The sequence below is a fragment of the Nocardioides kongjuensis genome, assembly GCF_013409625.1.
GTDB lineage: Bacteria > Actinomycetota > Actinomycetes > Propionibacteriales > Nocardioidaceae > Nocardioides > Nocardioides kongjuensis.
Genome location: NZ_JACCBF010000001.1, coordinates 310,251 through 331,129 on the forward strand (window position 1 = coordinate 310,251; position 20,879 = coordinate 331,129).

General features: G+C 73.1%; 18 protein-coding genes. 11 read left to right on the forward strand and 7 right to left on the reverse strand.

Annotation, left to right across the window (positions count from 1 at the left end; genetic code table 11):
* Positions 1 to 2: 2 nt before the first annotated feature.
* The 4 genes from BJ958_RS01500 to BJ958_RS01515 are packed head-to-tail and all read right to left on the reverse strand — an operon-like array spanning position 3 to position 3,622.
* Positions 3 to 1,130, reverse strand: coding sequence for an aminotransferase class V-fold PLP-dependent enzyme (locus BJ958_RS01500; RefSeq protein WP_179724908.1), 1,128 nt, complete (start codon positions 1,128 to 1,130; stop codon positions 3 to 5).
* The gene (locus tag BJ958_RS28900; RefSeq protein WP_179724910.1) at positions 1,127 to 1,918 is read right to left on the reverse strand and encodes a tryptophan 2,3-dioxygenase family protein; all 792 of its coding nucleotides are present in this window, start codon (positions 1,916 to 1,918) and stop codon (positions 1,127 to 1,129) included. The genes BJ958_RS01500 and BJ958_RS28900 overlap by 4 nt, the downstream gene beginning before the upstream one ends.
* A 10-nt stretch (positions 1,919 to 1,928) precedes the next feature.
* Entirely contained in the window at positions 1,929 to 3,206 is a 1,278-nt protein-coding gene (locus tag BJ958_RS01510; RefSeq protein WP_273519958.1) for a sigma-70 family RNA polymerase sigma factor, read from the reverse strand.
* The gene (locus BJ958_RS01515) at positions 3,203 to 3,622 is read right to left on the reverse strand and encodes a YciI family protein (protein WP_218866040.1); all 420 of its coding nucleotides are present in this window, start codon (positions 3,620 to 3,622) and stop codon (positions 3,203 to 3,205) included. The genes BJ958_RS01510 and BJ958_RS01515 overlap by 4 nt, the downstream gene beginning before the upstream one ends.
* Before the next feature lie 135 nt (positions 3,623 to 3,757).
* Between BJ958_RS01515 and BJ958_RS01520 the strand changes: the two genes are divergently transcribed.
* The 3 genes from BJ958_RS01520 to BJ958_RS28905 all read left to right on the forward strand — a co-directional run bounded on the left by BJ958_RS01520 (position 3,758) and on the right by BJ958_RS28905 (position 6,174).
* On the forward strand, positions 3,758 to 4,129 hold the full coding sequence (locus BJ958_RS01520) for a hypothetical protein (protein ID WP_179724914.1): 372 nt from the start codon (positions 3,758 to 3,760) through the stop codon (positions 4,127 to 4,129).
* A gap of 88 nt (positions 4,130 to 4,217) precedes the next feature.
* A complete protein-coding gene (gene rlmN / locus BJ958_RS01525) occupies positions 4,218 to 5,357 on the forward strand; it encodes a dual-specificity RNA methyltransferase RlmN (RefSeq protein WP_179724915.1) in 1,140 nt (379 codons plus the stop codon).
* Positions 5,358 to 5,364: 7 nt separating this feature from the next.
* Positions 5,365 to 6,174, forward strand: coding sequence for a GNAT family N-acetyltransferase (locus BJ958_RS28905; RefSeq protein ID WP_179724917.1), 810 nt, complete (start codon positions 5,365 to 5,367; stop codon positions 6,172 to 6,174).
* Between the two features lie 55 nt (positions 6,175 to 6,229).
* On the opposite strand, the gene BJ958_RS01535 is transcribed toward BJ958_RS28905, so the two are convergent.
* On the reverse strand, positions 6,230 to 7,954 hold the full coding sequence (locus BJ958_RS01535; RefSeq protein ID WP_179724919.1) for a TIGR03767 family metallophosphoesterase: 1,725 nt from the start codon (positions 7,952 to 7,954) through the stop codon (positions 6,230 to 6,232).
* A gap of 133 nt (positions 7,955 to 8,087) precedes the next feature.
* Here BJ958_RS01535 and BJ958_RS01540 point away from each other — a divergent pair, with 133 nt between their 5' ends.
* On the forward strand, positions 8,088 to 9,239 hold the full coding sequence (locus tag BJ958_RS01540) for a glycosyltransferase family 4 protein (protein WP_179724920.1): 1,152 nt from the start codon (positions 8,088 to 8,090) through the stop codon (positions 9,237 to 9,239).
* On the opposite strand, the gene BJ958_RS01545 is transcribed toward BJ958_RS01540, so the two are convergent.
* A complete protein-coding gene (locus BJ958_RS01545) occupies positions 9,220 to 10,176 on the reverse strand; it encodes an LOG family protein (RefSeq protein ID WP_179724922.1) in 957 nt (318 codons plus the stop codon). The two genes, BJ958_RS01540 and BJ958_RS01545, sit on opposite strands and share 20 nt — an antisense overlap.
* 122 nt (positions 10,177 to 10,298) lie before the next feature.
* Between BJ958_RS01545 and BJ958_RS01550 the strand changes: the two genes are divergently transcribed.
* The 6 genes from BJ958_RS01550 to BJ958_RS01580 all read left to right on the forward strand — a co-directional run bounded on the left by BJ958_RS01550 (position 10,299) and on the right by BJ958_RS01580 (position 18,333).
* Complete coding sequence (locus BJ958_RS01550) at positions 10,299 to 11,585, forward strand: O-acetylhomoserine aminocarboxypropyltransferase/cysteine synthase family protein (RefSeq protein WP_179724924.1); 1,287 nt, start codon at positions 10,299 to 10,301, stop codon at positions 11,583 to 11,585.
* Positions 11,582 to 12,709: a homoserine O-acetyltransferase MetX gene (gene metX, locus BJ958_RS01555; RefSeq protein ID WP_343052528.1), complete on the forward strand. Its 1,128-nt coding sequence runs from the start codon at positions 11,582 to 11,584 to the stop codon at positions 12,707 to 12,709. Before BJ958_RS01550 ends, metX begins: the two co-directional genes overlap by 4 nt.
* 24 nt (positions 12,710 to 12,733) lie before the next feature.
* Positions 12,734 to 13,729 (forward strand): AraC-like ligand-binding domain-containing protein, encoded by a 996-nt coding sequence (locus BJ958_RS28910; RefSeq protein WP_179724926.1) that lies wholly within the window; start codon positions 12,734 to 12,736, stop codon positions 13,727 to 13,729.
* 97 nt (positions 13,730 to 13,826) lie between these two features.
* Entirely contained in the window at positions 13,827 to 15,383 is a 1,557-nt protein-coding gene (mhpA, locus tag BJ958_RS01565; RefSeq protein ID WP_179724928.1) for a bifunctional 3-(3-hydroxy-phenyl)propionate/3-hydroxycinnamic acid hydroxylase MhpA, read from the forward strand.
* A complete protein-coding gene (locus tag BJ958_RS27285; protein WP_218865532.1) occupies positions 15,380 to 17,290 on the forward strand; it encodes a dioxygenase family protein in 1,911 nt (636 codons plus the stop codon). Before mhpA ends, BJ958_RS27285 begins: the two co-directional genes overlap by 4 nt.
* Positions 17,287 to 18,333, forward strand: a complete 1,047-nt coding sequence (locus BJ958_RS01580) for an iron-containing alcohol dehydrogenase (protein ID WP_218865533.1) — start codon at positions 17,287 to 17,289, stop codon at positions 18,331 to 18,333. The genes BJ958_RS27285 and BJ958_RS01580 overlap by 4 nt, the downstream gene beginning before the upstream one ends.
* Here the strand turns inward: BJ958_RS01580 and BJ958_RS01585 are convergent.
* Positions 18,330 to 19,214: a serine protein kinase RIO gene (locus BJ958_RS01585; RefSeq protein WP_246318992.1), complete on the reverse strand. Its 885-nt coding sequence runs from the start codon at positions 19,212 to 19,214 to the stop codon at positions 18,330 to 18,332. The two genes, BJ958_RS01580 and BJ958_RS01585, sit on opposite strands and share 4 nt — an antisense overlap.
* Before the next feature lie 169 nt (positions 19,215 to 19,383).
* On the opposite strand from BJ958_RS01585, the gene BJ958_RS01590 reads away from it, so the two are divergent.
* Entirely contained in the window at positions 19,384 to 20,838 is a 1,455-nt protein-coding gene (locus BJ958_RS01590) for a M1 family aminopeptidase (protein WP_179724932.1), read from the forward strand.
* Positions 20,839 to 20,879 lie beyond the last annotated feature (41 nt).

Consider the following 20,879-nt stretch of genomic DNA (forward strand, 5'->3'; position numbering starts at 1 on the left):
ACTCACCTCAGGCCGGCAGCGGCCTCCCCGAGCAGGCCGATCGCCTCGGTGAGCTGGTCGTCGGTGAGGTACGGCGCCGGCCCCAGCCGCAGGTGCCGCCCGCGGTGGTCGGCGTGCACCCCGCGCTCGGCAAGCGCTGCGCGCAGCCGCGCCGCCTGCGGCGAGACGAGCGCGAGGAACCCACCGAAGCCCTCGGCCGGGGTGGCGCGGTCGCGGGTGAGGACCTCGTCGGGAAGGTCGAGCGCGTCGAACCCGCGGGCCAGCAGACCGCGTTGGTGCAGCGAGATCTCCCGCAGTCGCGCGGGCGTCAGGCCCTGCTCGACGAAGAAGTCGAGGACCCGGGCCGCCCGGTAGTGGCTGGTCGGGTCGTACGTCGAGCCGGCGAACCGGTCGGCCTCGTGGGCGAACCAGCCGGTGACCACCGGACGCATCCGGCTCGCGTGCGGCGGGACCCGCAGGAAGCAGTTGCCCTCGCCGAGCTGGAGGTACTTGTACCCGCCGCCGACGATCCAGGTCCCGGCCAGCCCGCTGTCCACCACGGACAGGGGCACGACCCCGAGCTGGTGGTAGGCGTCGACGAGCAGCTCGCTGCCGGCGCGTTCGCAGGCCTCGGCCACCGACGCGAGGCCCGGCACGATCCGAGCGCTCTCGAACAGCACGGAGGAGACCACGACCGCGGCGGTGCGGGCGTCGACGAGCGCGGCCAGCCGTTCGGCGAGCGTCTCGACGGGCGCGGCCGGCACCCGCACCACCTCGACACCGATCTCCGGGAGCCGGTCGAGCTGGCGACGGGCAGAGTCGAACTCGCCGTCGGTGGTGACCAGCCGCGGCCGGGACCGCAGGGGCAGGGCGGACAGGAAGCGCACCAGCAGCTCGTGGGCGCTGGCTCCCAGTGCGATCTCGGCGCCGGGCTCGTCCATGAGCACCCGTACGCCGGCGCGCAGCCGCTCCGCGCGGTCCTCGGCGCGGGCCCACTTGCGGTCGACGTCGAGCGCGGCGTCGTCGTACGCCTCGAGCACGCCCTCGCGGGCGACGTCGGGCCAGGCCTGGTGGGCGTGGCCGGTGAGGAGCAGCCGGTCGGCGACCCGGAACCGGGTGTAGTGCCCGGCCAGGTCGCCGGCCGGGCTCACATCTCGCTCCGGATCGCCCACAGGTCGGGGAACAGGGCGCGGGTGACCGTGCTCCACAGGTAGGTCGCGCCGGAGGAGCCACCGGTGCCGGGCTTGGCACCGATGGTGCGCTCGACCATCTTCACGTGGCGGTAGCGCCACTCCTGCAGGCCCTCGTCGAGGTCGACCAGCCGCTCGGCGACCTGGGCGGCACCGCCGTCGTCGTCGTAGGCCGCGAGCAGCAGCCGCTGGACGTCGGGCGACGGCTCCCACGCGGTGGTGAGGTCGCGCTCGAGGGCGGCCGCGGGGACGTCGTACCCCTGGGTGAGGAGGTAGCGCAGGAACGAGTCGAAGATCGACGGGCGCGACATCGCGGCCGCGATCCGGGTGCGGCCCTCGCTGCCCTCGGGGTAGTGCTCGAAGACGCGCGGGTCGCGGCGGCCGAGAGTGGCCTCGAGCTCGCGGAACTGCGCGGACTGGAAGCCGCTCGAGGCGTCGAGGCGGCCGCGGAAGCTGGTGAACTGGCGCGGGGTCATCGTCTCCAGGACGTCGACCTGCGCGACGTTGACCTTCAAGATGGTGCGGACCCGGCCGAGGGTGTGCAGCGCCCGGGGCGTGTCACCCTCCTCGAGCCGCCGCTGGAGGCCGGTGATCTCGTGGAGCATCTGCTTGAACCAGAGCTCGTAGACCTGGTGGATCACGATGAAGAGGAGCTCGTCGTGCTCGTCCGAGCGGGGGTGTTGCGCGGAGAGGACGTCGTCGAGGGCGAGGTAGTCGCTGTAGGTGAGCGACGGGTGCGGTTCGGTCACCGGCCCACTCTCACAGAGCGGCCAGCTTCGCGGCCAGTACGACGCGCTCGGACTCGTTGCGGCACAGGCCCAGGGCCAGCTCGAGCTCGGCACGGGCGTCCTCGGTGCGGCCCATCCGGCGCAGCAGCTCACCGCGCACGCCGGGCAGCAGGTGGGACCCGGCGAAGGCACCCCGTGCGGCCAGCTCGTCGACGAGCGGCAGGGCCGCAGCCGGCCCGGACGCCATCGACACGGCGACCGCGCGGTTGAGCTCGACGACGGCCGAGGGCGCGATCCGGCCGAGTGCCTCGTAGAGCAGGACGACCCGGTCCCAGTCGGTCTCGGCCACCGATGCGGCCCGGGCGTGGCAGGCGGCGATGGCGGCCTGCAGGCCGTAGGCGCCGAGCCCGCGACCGACGGTCTCGGCCCGGGCGAGCGTGGCCAGCCCGCGTTGGATCGCCCGGTGGTCCCAGCGGCGGCGGTCCTGGTCCTCGAGCAGGACCGGGGCGCCCGTGGCCGTCGTACGCGCCGGGAAGCGGGCCGCCGTCAGCTCGAGCAGCGCGAGCAGGCCGTGGACCTCCGCGTCGTCGGGGACCAGCCGCGCCAGCACCCGCGCCATCCGGATCGCCTCACGGGCCAGGTCGGCCCGGATCCACGCATCGCCGGAGGTGGCCGACGAGCCCTCGGTGAAGATCACGTAGACGACGCCGAGGACCGCCCGGAGGCGTTCGCGTCGCTCCTCGGGAGCAGGTACGACGAACGCGACCCGCGCGGCCGCCAGGGTCTTCTTGGCGCGGGTGATCCGGGCCTGGACGGTCGCGGTCGGCACCAGGAACGCGCGGGCGATCTCGTCGCTGGTGAGGCCGCCGACGGTGCGCAGCGTCAGCGCCACCTGTGACTCGGGGGAGAGGGTGGGGTGGCAGGCGATGAACACCAGGGACAGCAGGTCGTCGTCGATCCGGCCGGGGTCGGCGAGCAGGTCGAGGTCGCCGTCGTCGGCCGCGGAGGTGCGGCTGACGAGGTCGCGGCCGAGGGCGGCGTACCGCTCGTCGCGGGCGGCCCGGCGCCGGAACCCGTCGATCGCCCGACGCCGGCCCACCGTGAGCAGCCAGCCGGCCGGGCTCGCCGGGACGCCGTCGCGCGGCCACGCGACGAGCGCCTCGGCGAACGCCTCCTGGGCGAGGTCCTCGGCGAGGGTGAAGTCGCCGGTGTAGCGGGCCAGCGCACCGACGATCCTGGCGGACTCGATCCGCCAGACCGCCTCGACAGCACGCCGGCCCTCGCCGCCCGGCCCGGAGGGCGTGGTCACAGCTGGCCGGTCGCCTCGCGCCAGGCGCGCTCCTTCTGGATCCACGGGTTGTCCTGCGGGAACTCGTCGATCGAGGTGATCCGGCGGATCTCGGACTTCATGCCCGGCCCGGCCAGCGGCGCCCGCTTCGCCCACTCGGCGGCCTCCTCGAGCGAGGCGACGTCGACGATCCAGTACCCGCCGAACAGCTCCTTGGTCTCGCCGTACGGGCCGTCCGTGACGACCGGAGGCTGGCTCGAGTAGTCCACCACCAGCCCCGTGGCGGGGTCGGGGTCGAGGCCCTCCGCGGCGATCAGCACCCCGGCCTGCAGCATCTCCTCGGTGAACCGGCCCATCGCCTCCATCACCTCCTCGAACGGGAGGTTGCTCTCGGCGAAGGCGGCCTCGGCCTCGGCGGTGGCGCGCATGATGAGCATGTACTTCACGGTCGTCTCCTCAGGGCTGGGGGGTCGCGTCTCGACCCTTCCACCCCTCGGTCGATCGGGGAACCTCCGGATCGACACTCGCCGGATATCCGATCCTTGGTGCGCGGCCGCTACGATCGCCCGGACATGACTGAGGCAGGCGAGGGCCGCGTGGGCGGCGAGGCGGAGACGCTGGACGACAGGTCCCGGCGCCCCGACTGGTTCCACCGCGGGCACCCCGTCTTCTTCCCGCTCGCCGGGTTCTTCACCGGCATGGTCGCGGTGATCGTCGTCCCGGGTCTGTACGCCGCCATCATCAAGTGGGTCGCCGGCTACAAGCGGGTCGAGGAGCTGTTCCCGTTCGTGCTGCTGATGTTCGTCGTGCCGATCGGGCTGCTCGTGCCCCAGCACACCCGCCGCTTCGGGCGCTACATGCTGCTCGGCATGGTCGCCACGGTGCTGGTGGTGGTCGGGGTCGGGGCCACCGTCGTGTGGTTCCTGCTCAACAAGGACGCCTGAGCGCGCTTCCGGGCCGGTTCGCAGGATCTCCGGGGGATCCTTTGGGGGATTGGGTCACCGCGCTCGCGGGTGGGAGAATCGCCGGGACATGTCCGAGCAGCCCGACGCGCAGCCCCGCAACCTCCCCCTCGTCTTCACCGAGCCCCGGGGGCGCAAGAAGCCACCCCGGCACCTCGCGGACCTGAGCGAGGCGGAGCGCAAGGACCTGCTGGTCGAGATGGGCCTGCCCGGCTTCCGGGCCAAGCAGCTCGGCATGCACTACTTCGGCCGGCTGGTCCACGACCCCGCCGAGATGACCGACCTCCCGGCCGCCCAGCGCGCCGACCTGGTCGGCGCGCTCCTGCCGGACCTGATGGACCCGATCCGGCAGCAGAGCGCCGACAAGGGCAAGACGGTCAAGACGCTGTGGAAGCTCTTCGACGGCTCGCTCGTCGAGTCGGTGCTGATGCGCTACAAGGACCGCGCCACGATCTGCATCTCGAGCCAGGCCGGCTGCGGCATGGCCTGCCCGTTCTGCGCGACCGGCCAGGGCGGCCTGCAGCGCAACATGTCGACGGCCGAGATCGTGCACCAGGTGGTCGTCGGCGCACGCGCCATGGCCAACGGCGACGTCGCCGGCGGTCCCGGCCGGCTCTCGAACGTGGTGTTCATGGGCATGGGCGAGCCGCTCGCCAACTACAAGGCCACCGTGGGCGCCGTACGCCGCCTCACCGAGCCTGCCCCCTCCGGCCTGGGCCTGTCGGCCCGCCACGTGACCGTCTCGACCGTCGGCCTGGTGCCGCGGATCAAGCAGCTCGCGGGCGAGGGCATCCCCGTCACGCTCGCGCTGTCGCTGCACGCCCCCGACGACGAGCTGCGCAACGACCTGGTGCCGATCAACACCCGCTTCTCGGTCGCCGAGACCGTCGACGCCGCCTACGAGTACTTCGAGAAGACCGGTCGCCGGGTCTCGATCGAGTACGCGCTCATGCGCGACATCAACGACCAGGGCTGGCGCGCCGACCTGCTGGCCGACGTGCTGTCGGGCGAGGGCCGCGGCACCGGCTGGGTCCACGTCAACCCGATCCCGCTCAACGAGGTCCGGGGCTCGCGCTTCACCCGCTCGCGCGAGGAGGACATGGACGAGTTCGTCCGCCGGCTCGAGGCCAAGGGCATCGCGACGACGATGCGCGACACGCGGGGCAGCGAGATCGACGCGGCCTGCGGGCAGCTGGCGGCCTCGGAGTAGGCCGCAGGTGCCGGCTCGGGACCGCGTGCACGCCGCGAGCGCGGCGTGGGTGTTCGTGCCGGCCGGGGCGCCGCGCGTCGAGGCGGAGGAGTACCTGGTCGTCCGCCACCCCGACTGGAACGAGCGGCCCGTCCAGGTCGCGCGTACGTCGCTCGGGCGGCCCGGGCGGCCGGTCGCGGCGGTCGTCGACGAGGTGCTCGAACGGGCCCGGGACCTGGTCGACCCGGCGGTGCCGGCCACGGCCGAGGTGGCGTGGTGGGTGTGCCTGGACGCGCCCGAGGGCCTCGAGCGGGAGCTGGTGGGACGGGGCGCGGTGCTCGACGAGACGGTCGACGTGCTGGCGCTGGACCTCGCCGACGCCGACCCGGCGGCCCTCCTCCCGGCGACGGACGTCGAGCTGCGCTGGAGCGACGACCTCGACGTGTTCGCGGACGCGGTCGGGCTGACGACCGAGGTCCTCGGCGGCACCCCGACCGACCGGGACGTCCTCGAGGAGGTCTTCCCCGGGGAGGCGGCGAAGTTCCGCAGTGGTGGTGGCGGCGCCGTGGTGGCGTACGTCGACGGCCGGCCGGTCGGGTCCGGTGGCATCTCCGTGGTGGGGGCCGACGGGCGGCTGTGGGGCGGCGCGGTGCTGCCCGAGGCACGCGGGCGCGGCGTCTACCGGGCGGTGCTCGCCGCTCGCCTGCGCTACGCCGTCGAGCACGGTGCGGACCTCGCGATCGTGAAGGGCCGGGTCCGGACGTCCGGGCCGATCCTGCGCCGGGCCGGCTTCACCGCGCACGGGCAGGAGCGGTCCTGGCTGCTGCCGCTGCGCTGACCGGCACCTGTGGCCCTTGGCCGCAGGCGGCGTCGCACGTGGCGTCGCGAGCGGCTCAGGCCAGCGGGTTGCCGACCAGCAGCTCGACGTTCCGGTCGTCCGGGGTGCCGAGGCCGGCACCGTGGTCGTGCCAGTCGTTCGCGGCGAGCTCGCGGGCGAGGCCGGCGAGCTGCTCGGCGTTCGCGGTGCCCGCGCCGGCAGAGGCCGGCCCGGCGTGGTCGACCATGGTGGTGAAGATCGACAGGGTGCCGTCGCGGTTGTCGGCGACCTCGATGATCCGGGCCTGCTGCGGCCAGTCGATGTGGGAGGCCGTGGTGATCTCCCACAGGCCGCCACCGCCGGTGCGCGGACGCGGGGTGACCTTGTTGCGGTGGGTGTGGCCGTTGACCCAGGCGATGACCGACGGCGTCGCGAGCAGCGCGTCGAGGACCGTGGCGCCGGTGACCCGGGTCTCCAACGAGCCGCCGGTGGCGACGAGCGGGTTGCCCATGGTGTCGGAGGTGTGGTGGCTGAAGACCAGCACCACCTTGTCGGAGGACTGCGCGAGCAGTGCCGTGAGCCAGGCGAACTGGGTCTTGTCGAGCGAGCCGTCGGCGTACCCGTTGGGGTTGACGGTGTCGAGGACGATGAAGCGGAGCTGCCCCTGGTCGAAGGAGTAGTACGCCGTGCCCTGCTGCCGGTTCGTGCTCGTGAAGCCGTGGCCGAAGGGCGCGCCGCCGAGCGCGAAGTGCTGCTCGACGATCTGCTTGCGGGTGAGCAGGCGGCGGTTCAGGTCGGGGGCGACGGCGCGGACACCGGCGTTGGTGGCGCCGCTGAGCAGGCCGGTGAGGACGGCGCCGGGGTCGGCGGTGAGGTCCTGGAGCAGCTGGCCCGGGTCGAGCCCGAGCGGCGGCGAGACGATCTTGAGGGCGCCGAGCGCGATCAGGTTGAGCTGCAGCGTGGAGGCGGGGAAGTTGCCCTGGGCGAGGCCGTCGTGGTTGCCGAAGACGGAGTACCACGGGATGGTCAGGCCCTCGGCGGTGAAGGGCCGGCGGGCGGCGTCGAGCAGGCCGGGGACGACCGGGAAGCCGTACTCCGAGCGCGGGTGGTCGACCGGCTTGCCGGCGGGATTGCCCTCCGGGTGCCAGTACGCCGGGTCGTAGGTCAGCGGGGTGCTGTCGGCCACGCCCTCCCACCGGGTCAGGTTGCCGGAGTCGAAGCGGACCGGGCCGCCGTTGAGGACGTTGATGTTCCAGCGCACCTCGTTGAGCTGCGAGTTGTCCGAGTTGTCGCCGGTCTGGATCGCGAGCGCGAACGGCTTGCCGGTGACCGGGCCGCTGCCGATCCGGTTGATCGCCCTGACCATGGAGTCGGCCACGTGACCGGTGAGCATCTCGTGCGGCCGGTACGACGACGTGAACAGCCCGGTCGAGGGGAGCGGGCTGGGGTCGTCGAGCCGGTCGGTCCACTCCAGGCGCAGTGGCGACTGGGCGTCGACGACGTGGATGTCGCTGAGCTGGACGAAGGAGATCAGTCCCTGGCGGCGGCCGGTCCGGCCGGCGTCGCTGAGCACGCCGAGCGCCGTGCGCGCGACGTGCGGCTCGCCCGAGGCGGTGATCACGCTGCGGTAGCCGCCGCTCCCGGCCGGTCCGTGGGTGAACGTCCGGCCGAGGGTGGCGGGTGCCGGGACCGGGTCGGCAGCGGCGGGGGAGCGGAGCACGCCCGGGAGCGTGGTGGCGGCGGCCGCGAGACCGCCGGCGGCGATGGCGTTGCGGATCAGGTTTCGGCGAGAGATCTCCACGAAGCAGGCAACGACGCGGGGGTGAGCCGGGTCACGTGTCCCGGTCGTCGTACCCCAGCCGTTCACGAACGGGACGCCCGACACTCGCGCAATCCCGACCTCGTGTTGACGCGCGATTCCTAGCGTCCGTGTCATGAGCGAGGCCGAGCAGTTGGGGAGCAAGCTCCGCGTCCTGGTGGTCGCCGAGTCCTTCCTCCCGCAGGTCAACGGGGTGACCAACTCGGTACGGCGGGTGCTCGAGCACCTCGCGGCCGAGGGCCACCACGCCGAGCTCGTCGCGCCGACCGGCCCGGACACCTACGCCGGCTTCCGGGTCCGTCGCGCCCGGGGCGCCAACCTGCCGTTCTACCCGGACTTCCGGCTCGGCCTGGAGACCCGCCGGCGGCTGCGCCAGCGGATGCTCCGGTTCCGCCCGGACGTCGTCCACATCGCGTCGCCCGCGACGCTCGGCTTCCAGGCCGCTCGCGCCGCCGGGGAGCTGGGCATCCCGACCGTCGCGATCTACCAGACCGACCTGGTCGGCTTCGCGGAGCGCTACGACGTCCCGGGAGGTGTGCGTGCGGCAGCCGGACTGACCCGGCGCATCCACCAGCACGTCGACCGCACCCTCGCCCCGTCGACCGCCAGCATCGACCAGCTCGAGGCGCTGGGCGTGCCCGAGGTGCACCGCTGGGGACGTGGTGTCGACCTGGTCGCCTTCCACCCGCGGCACCGTGACGAGGCGTTGCGCAGGCGGCTGGCGTCGGACGGCCGGCTGCTGGTCGGGTACGTCGGCCGGCTGGCTGCCGAGAAGGAGCTGGACCTGCTCACGCACCTCGCCGACGACCCGCGCTACGCGCTCGTGGTCGTGGGCGGCGGACCCGAGGAGCAGCGACTGCGCGGTCTGCTCGGCGACCGCGCGAGCTTCCTCGGACTGCTGCACGGCGACGAGCTGAGCCGGGCCCACGCCTCGCTCGACGTGTTCGTGCACACCGGCCGCTACGAGACCTACTGCCAGTCGGCGCAGGAGGCGCTCGCCTCAGGCGTCCCGGTGGTCGCCCCGGCCGCCGGGGGACCGGTCGACGTCGTCGCGCACGGAGCCACCGGCCTGCTCTACCGGCCCGGCGACGGGGCGGACCTGGCGGCGTCGGTCGACCGGCTCGCCCGCGACGCCGGGCTGCGCGGGCGGATGGCGGCGACCGCGGTCCGGGCCGTGCAGGAGCGCTCCTGGCACGCGATCAACGAGCAGCTGGTCGCCCACTACCGGGCCGTCCTGGGAGGTCAGGTCAGCGCACGGGCTGCCTGACGAACAGGTCCGCAGCCTCCTCGACCGTGTCGACGAGATGGACGTGTTGCTCCATCGCGCGGCCCCGGGACAGGGCCTGCAGCAGCGGCCAGGCGGGGAGCTCCTCGGTCCAGTAGCGGCGACCGACGAGCACCATCGGCGCGACGGCCTCGTCGCTCGCGTAGTAGTTCTCGCACGCGTCCTGGAAGATCTCCTGGACCGTGCCGCCGGCGCCGGGCAGGAACACGATCCCGGCGTCGCACACCATCAGCAGGATCGCCTCGCGCAGCGCGTTGCGGAAGTACTTCGCGATCGCCGTCGCGAACAGGTTCGGCGGCTCGTGGCCGTAGTGCCAGGTCGGCACGCCGAGCGAGGGCGTCGGCTCGAGCGTGAGGGACAGTGCCTCGCGGGCCGTGGTCACCCAGTCGTCCACCGACGGCCGGAAGGACGGTACGGCGGCCACGCGGCGCAGCGCCTCCGCGAGCGCCTCCGGGGGAGCCGCCGCCATCCGGCAGCCGAGGTTGGCGGCCTCCATCGCGCCCGGTCCGCCGCCGGTCGCGACGACGTGGTCGCGACCCAGCAGGGCACCGAGGCGGGCCGCCTCGTCGTACCCGGGAGTGCCGCGGTCGGCCGCGTGCCCACCCATCACCCCGACCAGGCCGCGGCCGACGCCGGCGACCCACGCACCGAGCGCGTTGTCGATCGCCTGGTCGTGCAGCACCTCCGCCAGGGCCTCCGCCGGGCCCGAGGTCGCCAGTGCCCAGCGGTAGGCGCGACCGTCGAAGGTGTCGGCGTAGCGCGGGGCGTCGTAGAGCTCGTCGGCGGTGTAGAGCCGGGTGCGGGTGATGTCGAGTCCGGCGACGTGGGTGCCGGCGACGGCTCCCGCGCCGGCCTCGAGGGCGTGGTCGTCGTCCGTGCGGCACTCGACGACGAGGCTGCGGGTGCGGGGTCTCCTCACCCGCGCGACGGTATCCCAGCCCGGACCAGCGCCGTGTCCATCCCGCGGACACCCTCTCTGGATTAATTAGAGTAACTCGCTACAGTTAGATCAGAAAGTCACCGCCGACAAGGAGCCCCCCGATGACCCACCGCCCCGAGACCCTCGCCGTGCACGCCGGCCAGGAGCAGCCCGACCCCGCGACCAACGCGCGGGCGGTGCCGATCTACCAGACGACGTCGTACGTCTTCAACGACACCGAGCACGCCGCCAACCTGTTCGCCCTGGCCGAGCCGGGCAACATCTACACGCGGATCATGAACCCGACCCAGTCGGCGTTCGAGGAGCGCGTGACGCAGCTCGAGGGCGGCGTGGGGGCCCTTGCCGTCGCGTCGGGCTCGGCCGCGATCACCTACGCGGTGCTCAACCTGACCTACGCCGGCGACAACATCGTGGCCATCTCCACGCTGTACGGCGGCACCTACGCCCTGTTCGCCCACACGCTGCCGCAGTACGGGATCGAGGTCCGCTTCGTCGACCCGAACCGCCCCGAGGACCTCGCCCAGCACGTCGACGAGAAGACCAAGCTGGTCTTCGCCGAGACCGTCGGCAACCCGAAGATCAACGTGGTCGACATCCGCGCCTGGGCCGACGCCGCCCACGCCGAGGGGCTGCCGCTCGTCGTCGACAACACCGTCACGACGCCGTACCTGGAGCGGGTCTTCGACCACGGCGCCGACGTGTCGGTGCACTCGGCGACGAAGTACATCGGCGGCCACGGCACCTCCATCGGCGGCGTGATCGTCGACTCCGGCAACTTCGACTGGGCCGCGCACTCCGACCGGTTCCCCGGCCTGACCACCCCGGACAGCGCCTACCACGGCGTGGTCTGGACCGAGGCGGTCGGCAACCTCGCCTACATCATCCGGGCCCGCACGGTGCTGCTGCGCAACACGGGCGCCGCGATCGCGCCGCTCAACTCGTTCCTCTTCCTGCAGGGCCTCGAGACCCTGCACCTGCGCCTGGAGCGGCACAGCGAGAACGCGCTCGCCGTCGCGAAGTACCTCCAGGGCCACGAGGCGGTCGCCTGGGTGAGCTACCCCGGCCTGGAGACCGACCCCTCGCACGCGATCGCCAACCGGCTCTTCACCGGCAAGGGGTACGGCGGCCTGGTCTCGTTCGGGCTGAGGTCCGGGCGCGACGGCGGCAAGCGGTTCATCGAGTCGCTCGAGCTGTTCAGCCACCTGGTCAACATCGGCGACGCCAAGTCCCTGGCCGTGCACAACGCGACCACCACCCACTCGCAGCTCACCCCCGAGGAGCTCGACACGGCCGGCGTCCCGGAGGACCTGGTGCGGCTCTCGGTCGGCATCGAGAACATCGACGACATCATCGCCGACCTCGAGCAGGCGCTGATCGCGGCCAAGTGACCACCTCCCACGCAGCCCCCGGTCCGGCGCTGGCCGGATCGGTCGGGCTCGTCACCACCCGGCGGGCCGTGCTCACGCAGCACGGCCCGCTGGTGCTGGCCTCCGGCGCCCGGCTCGACCACGTCGAGGTCGCCTACGAGACGTACGGCGAGCTGACGCCCGCCCGCGACAACGCGGTGTTCGTCTGCCACGCCCTCACCGGCGACGCGCACGCGGCAGGCTGGCACGACGGTGCGCGCCGACCGGGCTGGTGGGACAACCTGATCGGCCCGGGCAGGGCGCTCGACACGGAACGGTTCTTCGTGGTCAGCGCCAACCTGCTCGGCGGCTGCTCGGGCACGACCGGCCCGTCCTCGCCCGACCCGGCGACCGGCCGGGCGTACGGCCCGGACTTCCCGGCCCTCGACATGGCCGACTTCGTGACCGTCCACCGCGGGCTGCTCGACCACCTCGGCATCGAGCGGCTGCACGCGGCCGTCGGGGGATCGCTCGGCGGGATGCAGGTCCTGGAGTGGGCGCTGCAGGAGCCCGAACGGATCGACCGGGCCGTGCTCGTGGCCGCGAGCTCACGGCTGACCACGGAGAACATCGCGTTCTCGGCGGTCGCCCGCGCGGCCATCCTCGAGGACCCCGACTTCCACGGCGGCCGGTACGCCGAGCACGGCGTCAGCCCGCGGCACGGCCTCAAGATCGCCCGGATGATGGCCCACATCACCTACGTCTCCGGGACCTCGCTCGCCGAGAAGTTCGGCCACGCGCGCGACACCTCGGGGAGCGACAAGCGGCTGGCCGCCGACTTCGAGGTCGAGCACTACCTGCAGCACCAGGGGGAGAGCTTCCTGGAGAGGTTCGACGCGCTGTCGTACCTCCACCTGACCCGGCCGATGGACTACTTCGACCCGTTCGTGGACCACCCGGACGTCGTACCGTCGACGCGGTTCGGGCTGGTCTCCTTCGACTCCGACTGGCGCTTCCCGACCGCGCACTCGCTGCGCATCCGCGACCGGCTCGCCGCCCGCGGCGTCGCCGTCGAGCACACCGAGGTCGTCTCGCCCTGGGGGCACGACTCGTTCCTGCTGGAGCCGCCGGGCTACCACGACCTGGTGCGATCCTTCCTCGGCTGACGAGCCGCGCCCTACCATGGCGAGGTGACGACCCGCCCGGTGCTCGAGAGGTTCTCGGTGGTCGACGCCGACGACCTCGACGAGTTCCGGGCCTCGGTGTCGCGGGCGCTCACGCCGCACCGGCTCGCGCCGCTGGACCACGCACGTGTCGAGCACGCATCGGTCGCGGTGGCGCCGCTCGGCTCCCTCTCCCTCGTGTACGGCGAGCACCGCGGCGCCGAGCTCGGCGCGACCCTGACCGAGCAGGTCGACTACTACGACGTGAACCTGTCGTGGGGCGGGCGCAACCTGATCAGCTGCGGCGACGACGAGGTGGTCGTCGACCCGCGCACGGCCGGGATCATCTCGCCGCGGATGCAGGCGACGATGCGGCTCAGCGACGACTACCGCCAGCTGCACGTGCGCTTCGAGAGGTACGCGCTGGAGCGGCACCTCGAGCAGATGCTCGGCCGGACGGTGGTCGCGCCGATCCGGTTCCGGATGGCGATGGACCTGCGCGGACCGGCAGCGGCCTCCTGGGCGCGGGCGGTCCGGCTGCTGGTGGACGACCTCGACGAGCCGCTGGGGCTGGCCGGGACGGTCGACACGGCCAACCCGTTCGCCGGCTTCCTGATGACCGGCCTGCTGCTGGCCCAGCCCCACAACTACAGCGACCAGCTCGCGCAGCGGCGCCACGGTGCGCACCGCCCGACCCCGGTCAAGCGGGTCGTCGACCTGATCGAGGCGCACCCCGAGGAGGAGCTCTCGGTCGAGCGGCTGGCCGAGGAGGCCGGGGTCAGTGCACGTTCGCTGCAGCGACACTTCCGCGAGCACGTGGGTGTCACGCCGCGCCACTACCTCCAGCAGGTGCGCCTCGCCCGGGTCCACGCCGACCTGCGCGCCGCCGGGCCGGGGAGCGGCCTGACCGTCGCCGACGTCGCGCTGCGGTGGGGGTTCACCCACGTCCCACGGTTCGCCGGCGCGTATCTCGACCGCTACGGCGAGAGCCCCTCGGTGACCCTGCGCGCGGCTCCGGAATGACCCCGCGGGTGACGACCGGCACACTGGTGTCGCTCACCGGATCACCCTGACGCGAAGCGGATCGCCGCACGCCGGCGCCGAACCTAGCGTCGCCGTCATGAGCAACGAGTACGACGTGGCGATCGTCGGATACGGACCGGCCGGCCTGGTGCTGGCCTCTGCCCTCGGGAGGGCCGGCCACAAGGTGGTCGTCCTCGAGCGCTGGCCCGGCCTCTACGGCCTGCCGCGCCTGACCCACATCGACGGCGAGACCGCGCGGGTCATCGCGTCGGTCGGCGACCTCGAGCATGCGCTGCGCGACGCGCTCCCGCTCGACTACTACCGCTACTTCAGCGGCTCGGGCGAGCTGCTGGTCGAGCTCGACTGGCGCGGCACGTCGGCCGGTCACCCCGCGCACATCTCGATGTACCAGCCCGACATCGAGGACGCGGTCGACGCCGCGGCCCGGGCCAGCGGCAACGTGGAGGTCAACCAGGGCTGGTCGGTCGTCAACATCCGTCCGCACGACGACGGCGTCGAGGTGACCGCCCGGCCGTGGAGCCAGTCGCGCACCGGGCAGTGGTCGCACGCCGACGAGGAGCGGACCGTCACCGCGTCCTACCTCGTCGGCGCCGACGGCGCCAACAGCTTCGTGCGGGCCACGCTCGGCATCGAGCGCAGCGACAACGGCGTGGACGACCGCTGGCTCAACATCGACACCGAGCAGGTCCGCGAGCTGCCGGAGCGGTTCGCCCGGACCACCCAGTTCTGCGACCCGGAGCGCGGCCACATGTTCATGCCGATCGGCCGCAGCCGGCAGCGCTTCGAGCTCGCCGTCCTGCCCGGTGAGGACCAGGCGGCCTACGAGGACCCCGCCTTCGCCTGGCAGTGGCTCGCACAGACGCACGGCCTCGGCCCCGAGGACGTGAGGATCCTGCGCCAGGTCGTCTACACGTTCCAGGGTCGGATCGCCGAGCGCTGGCGCGAGGGCCGGGTGCTGCTCGCCGGCGACGCGGCGCACACGACGCCGCCGTACATGGGACAGGGCGCCTGCTCCGGCATGCGGGACGGCATCACCCTCGCCTGGAAGCTGGACCTGGTCCTGCGCGGCCTGGCCGGAGAGGAGCTGCTCGACAGCTACGAGGCCGAGCGCCGGCCGCACGCCACCGCGATCACCGAGATCTCCACGATGCTCGGCAAGGTCGCCAACACCCACGACCCGGTCGAGGCGCACGCACGCGACGAGGCGTTCCGGACGGGCAACGTGCCGCCCCCGCCGCCGTTCCCGACCCTGGTGGCCGGCGTCGTCCACCACGACCCCGCGGGTGCGGTCAGCCCGCTCGCCGGCACCCTGACCCCGCACGGCGTGGTGCGTCACGGCGCCGCCGAGGGGCTCTTCGACGACGTCCTCGGTCGCGGCTTCAACCTGGTCACCGCAACCGCCGCACCGCTCGACGCGACCGATCTCGCGTTCCTCGACAAGCTCGGTGCCGTGACCGCCTCCCTCGACACCGTCGCCGACGTGGACGGCACCTACGCCGCCTGGTTCGCCGAGCACGGCGTCGAGGCGTTCCTCGGCCGCCCGGACCACCACCTGTTCTGGGCCGGCGCGCTCGCCGACCTCCCGGCCGCGCTCGGCCAGCTGCGCGAGCGACTGCAGTGGACCGTCGCGTGACGCCCCCGGCCGACGTCCTGTGGCGCTCGATGTCGCCCGAGCGGCTGGTCGACGGAGGTCTCGCCCCCGCCGACGTACGGCGGCTCCGAGCCGCGACCGACGCCGGCACCGCCTGGGACGACGCGCTCGTCGCGATCGCCGACGACCGCGCGGCCCAGGCCGAGAAGGCGCTCGCTGCCGGGCACGTCGTGACGGCCCGCGAGGCGTTCCGCTGGTCGGCCGCGGCGCTGCTGTTCGCGCAGATGGCGTGGAACGACGACAGTCCCCACCGCGCGGCGCTCTACGCCCGGTTCACCGCGACCGTGGGACGGGCCGGTGCGCTCGCGGAGCCGGCGTGGGAGCAGGTCGAGCTGCCGTTCGGGGAGGGCCGGCTCCTCGGCTGGCTGGTCCGTCCGCAGGGACAGGCGCGGGGGACGGTGATCGTGCTCGGCGGACAGAGCGGCTGGGGTGCGACCTACCTGCGCGCGGCCGATGCGCTGCTCGACCGCGGGCTGGCCGCCTTCCTGGTGGAGGGGCCGGGGCAGGGGGAGACCCGGATGCGCGGCGGCGTGCTGCTCGACGTCGACGTGCCGGCGGCCTACTCCACCTTCGTCGACCACGTCCTCGCCGACCCCTCGCTCGGAGGCAGCGTGGGCATCTGGGGCAACAGCATGGGTGGCCTGTTCGCCGCCACGACGGCCGCGCGCGACCCGCGGATCTCCGCCGTCTGCGTCAACGGTGCGCCCGCACGCCCGCGGCTGCTGGGCTTCCGGACCTTCGACGAGCAGGCTGCTGCGATGCTCGGGGGCGCCGAGGAGGCCTCCGTGCAGGCCAACTTCGACAGGATCGCGCTGCAGGACGACGACCGGATCGCCGGTGCGGTGCTCGTGGTGCACGGCGGCGAGGACCCGATCGTGTCGCGCGAGGAGCAGCAGCCCTTCCTGGACGCTGCCCTCGGCGTGGCCGACCTGTACGAGTGGGAGGACGGCGACCACACGATCTACCGGCACGGGCAGGAGCGCAACGCCGTCGTCGCGGACTGGTTCGCCGAGCACCTCGCCCCGCCGCGCGCGACGCTGCTGGACGAGGTGCGGGCCAGCTTCGCCGCGACGCCGGACCTGCGCACCCGCACGATCCTCGACGCGGTCACCCGGCACGTCCACGCCCTGGTGCACGAGCTGCGGCCGAGCCTCGCCGAGTGGGAGCAGGCGGTCGACTTCCTGACGGCGGTCGGGCACCGGTGCGACGACACCCGGCAGGAGTTCGTCCTCCTCTCCGACGTGCTCGGTGTCTCGATGCTCGTCGAGACCCTCGGCGGCGGGGACCAGGGCACCGAGAGCACGGTGCTCGGGCCCTTCCACATGACCGAGTCGCCGCGCCGCGCGCTCGGGGACTCGATCAGCGAGGTCGGCCTGGACCGGCCCGCGGTCGTGACGGGTGTGGTCGTCGACCTCGAGGGCCGGCCGGTCCCCGGTGCCGCCGTGGACGTGTGGCAGTGCGACGAGGACGGCTTCTACGACGTCCAGCGACCCGATGTACAGCCTGCGGGCAACGGGCGCGGCATGTTCACGGCCGACGAGGAGGGCGCCTTCTGGTTCCGCACGGTGGTGCCGTCGCACTACCCGATCCCGACCGACGGCCCGGTCGGCCGCCTGCTGGCAGCCAGCGAGCGGCACCCGTACCGACCCGCGCACGTGCACCTCATCGTCGACGCCGACGGCTTCGAGCCGCTGACCACGCACCTGTTCGTCGCCGACAGCCCCTACCTCGACAGCGATGCGGTGTTCGCGGTCAAGCCCAGCCTGGTCCGCGAATTCGCGGTCGTCGAGGACCGGGCCGAGGCGGCGAGGTACGGCGTGGGCGTGCCGTTCCGTCGGGCACACTTCGAGGTGCAGCTGGTCGCCCAGCAAGACGAGGAGACAACGTGACCGGGTTCGTCCACGACGCCCTGCCGATGCGGGTGGTCTTCGGCTCCGGGGCTCTCGACCGCGTCGCCGAGGAGGTCGACCGGCTCGGCCTGCGCCGGGTGCTGGTGCTCTCGACGCCCCGGCAGGGCGCGCTCGCCGCGCGGGTCACCGACCTGCTCGGGGAGCGGGCCGCCGGGACCTTCGACGGGGCGCGGATGCACGTCCCGGTGGAGACCGTCGCGGCTGCTGTCGCGGTCGTCGAGGAGCTCGGTGCCGACGGCTGCCTCGCCATCGGCGGTGGCTCGACGATCGGGCTGGCCAAGGCGCTGTCGCTGCGGCTCGGCCTGCCGTCGGTGGCCGTCCCGACGACGTACGCCGGCTCCGAGATGACGCCGGTCTGGGGCCTGACCGAGCACGGCCGCAAGACGACGGGTCGCGACCCGGTCGTGCTGCCCGGCTCCGTCGTCTACGACCCCGACCTCACCCACGCCCTGCCCGCCGCGGTGTCCGGGCCGAGCGGACTGAACGCGATCGCGCACGCCGTCGAGGCGCTCTACGCGCCGAACGGCACGCCGGTCGTCGGCGCGATGGCCGAGCGCGGTGTGCGCGACCTGGCCGCCGCGTTGCCGCAGGTCGTGGCCGACGGCTCGGACGGTGCCGCGCGCAGCCTGGCGCTGGAGGGCGCGTGGCTGTGCGGCGCCTGCCTCGGCGCGACCACGATGGGCCTGCACCACAAGCTGTGCCACGTGCTCGGTGGCATGCTCGACGTCCCGCACGCCGAGACCCACGCGATCGTGCTGCCGCACGTCGCCGCGTTCAACCTGCCTGCCGCCCCCGAGGCCGACGCCGTGCTGCGGCGCGCGCTCGGGACCGACGACGTACCGGCCGCGCTGCTCTCGCTCGGCGCGGCCGTCGGCGTGCCCGACGGGCTGCAGGCGCTGGGGGTGCGGCACGAGGACCTCGCCCGGGTCGCGGACGAGGTCCTCGCGGCGCCGTACAGCAACCCGGTCGCACCGACCCGGGCCGACCTCGAGGCGATCCTCGACGCCGCCTGGCGCGGCTAGAACGCCTGCGCCATCAGGTCGCCGAACAGCTCCTGAGGGTCGACGTCGAGCCCGCGGCGCTGGAACCACGTGCACACGTTGGTGCAGTCGCGCAGCAGGAAGTCGAAGCCCTGGACGTTGCCGACCAGGTCGACCAGCTGGGGCAGGTCGATGACGACGAGGCGCTCACCGGCGGCGAGGATGTTGTAGGGCGACAGGTCGCCGTGCACCAGCCCGGACTGCACCAGGGTGAGCATGGCCGCGCGCAGCTGGTCGAAGTACGACGCGAGCAGCGCCGGCTCCGGCCGGGTCTGCGCCAGCCGGGGTGCGCTGTCGGTGCCGTCGGGGCCCTCGACGCTGATCCACTCCATCAGGATCTCGGTGCCGTCGATCTGCACCGGGTAGGGGACCGGCAGCCCGAGCGACCAGCAGCGGTTGAGCGCCGACCACTCCGAGATCGCCCACTCGCCGGCCGCGACCTCGCGCCCGAACGTGCTCTTGCGCTTGAGCGCCCGCTCGTCACGGGAACGCTTCATGCTGCGGCCCTCGGTGTAGGCGGCGGATCGGTGGAAGGTGCGGTGGTCGGGCGAGCGGTAGCGCTTCGCCGCCATCACGACACCGTGCTCAGGGTCGTGCGGGTCGGAGCGTTCGAGCAGGAAGACGTCGGCCTCCTTGCCGGTCTTCAGGATGCCCAGCTCGGTGTCGACCGCGCCTTGGGACGTGACGACCCAGTCGGGACGCGGCTCGGGGCCGCGGGACAGTGGCTCGACGTCGAGCCAGGTGGACCATCGCTGGCCGGGTCCGAGCTCGTCGTAGGCCTCGAAGGCGAAGACGAAGCGCGGGTCGATGTCGGAGGTGCGGACGTCGGGGACGTCAGAGGTGGAGATGTTCTCCCAGAACAAGGTGATTCCTCGGGGTCGAGAGGGTGCGGACTGAGGGCAGGCCGACGACAACGATCGACATGTCACGCTCCTCTCGACGGGGCCCGCGCTGACTGCGCGGACCAACGGGCCCACCCTGCCGGGCCGGTGGGCTGGCGTGCAACCGAATATCGCGGCGTACATTGACCCGGTGCGCCGACTCGTAGCCCCGCTGGGCCTCCTGCTCGCCCTCGTGCTGTGCCTGCCCGGCCTGGCCGGCTCGGCCTCCGCCCTCCCGGGCGTCGAGGCCAGCGACACCGGCAACGGCTCGGCGCAGGGGACCGACCCGTACTGGCCGCTCGACGGCAACGGCGGCACCGATGCGCAGCACTACGACGTCCGGGTGCGCTACGACTTCGCGTCCGGCCGGCTGCGCGGGCGCACCGCGATCACGATGAGGGCGACCGCCGACCTGCGCAGCTTCTCCCTCGACCTGCTGCTGCCCACCACCGCGGTCAAGGTCGACGGCCGCAGGGCCCGCTTCCGCAGGGTCGGCAAGCACGAGCTGCGTGTCGTGCCGAAGGCGCCGATCGCCGCGGGTGCGTCCTTCCGCGTCGTCGTGCGGTACGCCGGCAAGCCGGGGGCCTACCGCTACGCCGGCGAGCGCAACTGGCTCGCCAGCGGCACCGAGGTCGTGGCGATGAACCAGCCGCACATGGCGCCGTGGTGGTTCCCCTCCAACGACCACCCCAGCGACAAGGCGACCTTCGACGTCCGGGTCACCGTGCCGAAGGGCAAGCAGGTCGTCGGCAACGGCGTCCGGGTCGGCCGCACGGTCCGGCGCGGCATGGCCACCACGCACTGGCGGATGAGCGACCCGATGGCGACCTACCTCGCCTTCTTCGCCGCCGGTCGCTATGTCATCGACCAGGGCACCACCGCCACCGGGATCCCCTTCTACAACGCGGTCTCGCGCGGCCTCGAGCCCAAGCTGCGCGGCTTCGTGCGCGGCCAGCTCGCCCGCTCCGGCGCCATCACCGACTGGCTGCAGACCAAGCTCGGCCCCTACCCGTTCGCCACCACCGGTGGCCTGGTCACCGGGCTCGACGTCGGGTTCGCGCTGGAGAACCAGTCGCGGCCGACGTACGGCGGCTGGATCTACCCGGGTGTGATCGTCCACGAGCTGGCCCACCAGTGGTTCGGCGACAGCGTCGCCGTCCAGCGCTGGCGCGACATCTGGCTCAACGAGGGCTTCGCGACCTACATGGAGGCCGTGTACGCCGCCGAGCACGGTGGGCCGTCGCTCGTGGCGTACCTCGACAGGGCCTACGACAAGCAGTGCACCTCGCCGGCCACGGACTTCTGGCGCCTCGACATCGCCGACCCCGGTGCGGACCACATCTTCGACGGGGCCGTCTACGACCGCGGCGCGATGGTCCTCGCCGCTCTGCGCAACCGAATCACGCCGGTCCACTTCGACACCCTGCTGCAGACCTGGGTCGCTGCGCACCACGACGGCAACGCCACTGTGGAGCAGTTCGAGGCGCTCGCCGAGCAGGTCTCCGGCGAGCAGCTTGACGGATTCTTCAACGCCTGGCTGCGGTCAGGGACGGTGCCGGCGCAGAACAACGCCGACAACGGGCTGGCGGGGGTCTTCTGCGGCTGACCCGCGCGCCTCCCGTGTGAGGCCTGGGGCCTTTGGTACCA